4 protein-coding genes are annotated in these 4,321 nt (G+C 74.9%); 1 reads left to right on the top strand and 3 read right to left on the bottom strand.

The genetic code is table 11. From position 1 onward, the window contains the following. Positions 1 to 526 (top strand): response regulator transcription factor (locus AB0J68_RS28075; RefSeq protein WP_363941392.1); only part of this gene is annotated, 526 nt, incomplete at its 5' end. Between the two features lie 16 nt (positions 527 to 542). Here AB0J68_RS28075 and AB0J68_RS28070 read toward each other — a convergent pair. The 3 genes from AB0J68_RS28070 to AB0J68_RS28060 form a co-directional block, all read right to left on the bottom strand. Then, the gene (locus tag AB0J68_RS28070; RefSeq protein ID WP_363941389.1) at positions 543 to 2,171 is read right to left on the bottom strand and encodes a hypothetical protein; all 1,629 of its coding nucleotides are present in this window, start codon (positions 2,169 to 2,171) and stop codon (positions 543 to 545) included. A 53-nt stretch (positions 2,172 to 2,224) separates the two neighbouring features. Continuing rightward, complete coding sequence (gene lipA, locus AB0J68_RS28065) at positions 2,225 to 3,220, bottom strand: lipoyl synthase (RefSeq protein WP_354861387.1); 996 nt, start codon at positions 3,218 to 3,220, stop codon at positions 2,225 to 2,227. 151 nt (positions 3,221 to 3,371) lie between these two features. Continuing rightward, positions 3,372 to 4,321 (bottom strand): DUF6596 domain-containing protein (locus tag AB0J68_RS28060; RefSeq protein ID WP_363941386.1); only part of this gene is annotated, 950 nt, incomplete at its 5' end.

The raw sequence follows: 4,321 nt of genomic DNA, 5'->3' as shown, positions 1-4,321 counted from the left end.
ACACCCGGCCGCGCGGGCGCACGCTGCCCAGGTCAGCGCCCTGCTGGCGGCCGACGACGAGGCGTTGCCGGCGTGGCGGGCGGCGGTGCAGGCGTGGCGCACCGACGGGCAGCCGTACCCGCTCGGCCGGGCGTTGCTGGCGCTGGCCGAGGCCGCCGCCGCCGCCGCGGGCGAGCGCGACGAGGTGTCGGCGGCGGTCACCGAGGCGGCCCAGATCGCCCGGCGGCTGGGCGCGACGCCGCTGGCCGAGACGGCCGCCACCCTGGCGCGGCGGGTCGGCCTGCGGGGGACGGGCAACGGCGGGGCCGGGGCCGATCTGCTGACGTCCCGGGAACGGGAGGTGCTGCGGCTGGTCGCCGAGGGGCACAGCAACAGCCGGATCGCCGAGCGGTTGTTCATCTCCCCGAAGACGGCAAGCGTGCACGTCTCCCGGATCATCGCCAAGCTCGACGTGACCAACCGCGGGGAGGCCGCCGCGCTGGCCCGCCGTCTCGGCCTGCTCGCCGAGCCCGCCGAGCCCCGCTGAGGGCGCCGCGGTCTCCTCAGCCGCGCGGCAGGTAGATCCGCCAGCCGTCGAGGGTGACCAGGTCGAGGTCGCCCGGGTCGGTGCCGAGCCGCTCGTCGAGCCGGGCCGCCAGCGGCGAGCCGGTCGGCGCGACCCAGGCCGGCGCCGCCGCGCGCTCCACCTCCCGGCGGTACGCGGGGTAGCGGTCGAAGCCGGGGCGCAGGGTGTCGTCGACGACCGCGCAGACGACGTCCTCGGCGCTCGCGAAGGTGAGGCGGTTGCAGGTCCAGTAGCCGGCGCGGACGTGTCGTACGCCAAGGTGGCGCAGCGTGGCCACCAGCTCGGCGTGCCGGGCCTCGGCGGCCCGGGTCGCCGGGGCCGTCAGCGCCGCCTGACCGGTGGCGTAGGCGGCGGTGAGCAGCGTGGCAACGAGGACGACAAGCGCCGCCGGCCGGGCCGCCGTCCACCCGGGGCCAGGCCGGGCCAGCGTCCAGACCGGCCAGAGCAGCGCCGGCACGGAGATGAGCAGGGTGGACAGGTAGCGCGCACTCTCCGCCGGAGTGAGGCCGGAGGAACTGCTCAGGGTGTACGCGCCGAGGGTGGCCACCGCGGCCAGCACGAGAGCCAGCCGCATGGCCGCCGCGACCCGGGGCGCCGAACCGTCCGTACCAGGTGAGCCGTCCGCACCGCCCGAGCCGGGTGGGCGGTGCAACGTCCGCCAGGCCGTGCCGGCGGCGACGACCAGCAGCACCGGCAGCGCGTACGCCCACCACAGTTGCCAGGTGGCGCAGGATCCGGGGCCGCAGAACCCCATGCCGAGCGGCGGCCCGAGCAGCAGCCCGCCGTGCAGCCGGTCCGCCCAGCTCGCGGTGGCGTCCGCCCCGCCGGCGGCGAGCACCGCGTGCAGCGGGTTGCGGCCGGTCAGCAGGCTGTGCCCCAGCAGCGGGGCAGCCCCCAGCACGGCCGCCGCCCCGAGCAGCGCTCCGGCCCGCCCGCGCAGCTCCCGGTGGCGGAACCCGACAAGCACCGCCCCGGTCGCCACGACGTACGGCAGCACCAGCGGGTCGACCCAGAGCATCAGCCCGGCCAGGAACCCCCAGACCGCCCAGCGGACGAGTCGCCACCCCGGCCGGCCGGCGGCCAGGTCGACGGCGAGCAGGGCGAGCGCCACCCCGGCCGCGTTCATCTCGGGGTAGCCGCCGCCGGCGATCAACTGGTTCTTGACCACCCGGTCGGCGCCGAGCGCCAGCAGCGCCACCCCCAGCAGGGCGAACCAGCGGTCCCCGGTCAGCCGCAGCGTCAGCCGCCAGGTCAGCAGCAGGAACAGCGCGTACAGCAGCAGGGTGGGCAGCCGCAGGCCGAACAGGGACGGGCCGGCCAGGGCGAAAACCGGCGCGGCCAGGTACGCCTCCAGCGTGCCCATGTACTGCTGACCGTAGAACCAGACCGGGAAACCCTCGCCCCGGGCGATGTGCAGCGCGGCCAGCCCCATGGTGGCCTCGTCGCTGTTCGTCGGGGGAGTGGCGTGGCCCAGCAACCAGAGCCGGTAGCCGACCCCGGCGAGCACTGTCAGGGCGGTGAGCCAGCCGACCAGGCCGAGGCGCGAACCGGGCCGCGGACGCGGTCGACCCGCGTCGCGCGGCTGTTCGCGTACCCCGGCGGTCATCGCACGATCATGACACCCGGACGCCGCACGGCCCGTGCGGCGCTGTCGGCGGGTCAGCCGGCGGTGGCGACCGGGGTGGCGGCGCGGGCGTCGAGCGCCTGCTTGTAGAGCCGGCCGGCCCGGTACGACGAGCGCACCAGCGGCCCGCTCATCACCCCGGCGAAGCCGATCTCCTCGGCCTCCTCGCGCAGCTCCACGAACTCCTCCGGCTTGACCCAGCGGGTCACCGGGTGGTGCCGGGGGGAGGGGCGCAGGTACTGCGTGATGGTGATCAGCTCGCAGCCCGCCTCGTGCAGGTCGCGCAGCGCCTGGGAGATCTCGGCCCGCTCCTCGCCCATGCCCAGGATGAGGTTGCTCTTGGTGACCAGGCCGTCGGCGCGGGCCTGCCGGATCACGTCCAGCGAGCGGTCGTAGCGGAACGCCGGCCGGATGCGCTTGAAGATGCGCGGCACGGTCTCCACGTTGTGGGCCAGCACCTCGGGCCGGGAGCCGAAGACCTCGGCCAGCTGCTCGGGCACGGCGTTGAAGTCGGGGATGAGCAGTTCGACGCCGCAGCCGGGCTGCAGGGCGTGGATCTGCCGGACGGTCTCGGCGTACAGCCAGGCGCCGCCGTCGGGCAGGTCGTCGCGGGCGACGCCGGTGATGGTGGCGTACCGCAGGCCCATCGAGACGACCGACTCGGCGACCCGGCGCGGCTCGTCGGCGTCGAACTCGGCCGGCTTGCCGGTGTCGATCTGGCAGAAGTCGCAGCGCCGCGTGCACTGGTCGCCGCCGATGAGGAAGGTGGCCTCCCGGTCTTCCCAACACTCGTAGATGTTGGGGCAGCCGGCCTCCTGGCAGACGGTGTGCAGCCCCTCGCGCGAGACGAGCCCGCGCAGCTGGGTGTACTCCGGGCCCATCTTGGCCTTGACCTTGATCCATGGCGGTTTGCGCTCGATCGGCGTCTCGGCGTTGCGCGCCTCGATCCGCAGCAGGCGACGCCCCTCGGGGGCGGCCGTTGCGGTACGCGCTGCCTGGCCGGTCGTCGGCGCGGAGTGCTCGATCGTCACGAAAACGAGCCTACGCCGGATGGCGGGCGTCTATGTGCGTCAGGCGACCGGCGTCACGCCCCGAACCTTGTGACGCGTGACACCGGCAAGCCGAAAATTGGCGTCACACGCGCAGGGTCTGGGTGCTGCCGGCCCGTGCGCCACGGACCTGTCAACACTCGGCGAGCCGGTCGCGTAGCCGGGCCGAATGCGGGCCGTTGAGGTCCAGTGCGAGCGCCGCCCGGTACGCCGTGGCGGCCTCGTCGGCTCGGCCGAGGCGGTGCAGCAACTCGCCGCGGGTGGCGTGGAACCACGGGTAGCCGTCCAGCCCGACGATCGCTTCCACCAGAGCCAGCCCGGCGGCCGGGCCGTCCCGCTCGCCGACGGCGGCCGCCCGGTTCAGCCGCACCACAGGTGTGTCGTGCACGGTGAGCAGCACGTCGTACCAGGAGATCACCGCGTCCCAGGGCGTCTGGTCGTAGGACGGGGCGAGGGCGTGGCAGGCGGCGATGGCGGCCTGGACGACGTACCGGTCGGGATTGTCCGGGGTGCGGCGCAGCGCCTGACCGACCAGCGCGACGCCGGTGGTGATCGCCGCCCGGTCCCAGTGCGAGCGGTCCTGCTCGGCCAGGAGCAGCGGCCGGCCGCCGTCGTCGACCCGGGCCAGCCGCCGGGAGTCCTGCAACAGGAGCAGGGCCAGCAGGCCGAGCACGGTCGGCTCGTCCGGCATCAGCTCGACCAGCAGCCGCGCCAACCGGAGACCCTCGTCCGCCAGCCCGACCCGGATCAGGTCGTCGCCGGCACCGGCCGTGTAACCCTCGTTGAAGATCAGGTAGACGGTGGCGGCGACGCCGGCAAGCCGGCCCGGCAGTTCCTCGGCCGTCGGGACACGGTAGGGGATGCCCGCCCGGGTGATCTTCTGTTTTGCCCGGGTGAGCCGCTTGGCCATGGTTGCCTCGGGCACCACCAGGGCGCGGGCCACCTCGGCGGTGGCCAGCCCGCCGAGGGTGCGCAGCGCCAGGGCCACCTGCGCGTCCAGGGACAGCGCCGGATGGCAGCAGGTGAAGATCAGCCGGAGCAGGTCGTCCCGGACGACCTCGGGCGAGTCCGGTGCGGGATCGA

This window comes from Micromonospora sp. NPDC049580 (genome assembly GCF_040675595.1).
Classification (GTDB): Bacteria; Actinomycetota; Actinomycetes; order Mycobacteriales; family Micromonosporaceae; genus Micromonospora.
The sequence above is the reverse complement of the archived record's forward strand: the minus strand, read 5'-3'. Positions and strand labels throughout refer to the sequence as shown.